1 pseudogene is annotated in these 263 nt (G+C 64.3%); it reads left to right on the top strand.

Features of this window, described 5'->3' with window-relative positions:
• Window positions 1–263 (top strand): annotated as a pseudogene (locus MKD49_RS26040) (hypothetical protein); the annotation flags it as partial.

Below are 263 nucleotides of genomic sequence, written 5' to 3'. Positions count from 1 at the left end.
ATCGACATCCATGTGCAGCACACCGACGTGGTGACGGCTTCGGGCGTTGGCGTGGTGCTTAGCGCTCCGTCGAACAACCCGGCCCTGATGTTTGGCAGCGTCCGCGACGACCAGTTGACGGGTGGCGATGGTGCCGACACCTTGTTTGGCGGCCCGGGATCGGACAAGCTGACCGGGGGCGCCGGCGCGGACGTCTTCGCTTGGCACTTTTCCGATCAGGGAACTTCGAGCCACCGACCGGTGGACACCATCACCGATTTCAG

The organism is Herbaspirillum sp. WGmk3, assembly GCF_023952535.1.
Classification (GTDB): Bacteria; Pseudomonadota; Gammaproteobacteria; order Burkholderiales; family Burkholderiaceae_D; genus Herbaspirillum; species Herbaspirillum huttiense.
Note: the sequence above shows the minus strand (reverse complement) of the source record. Positions and strands in the feature narration are given on the sequence as shown.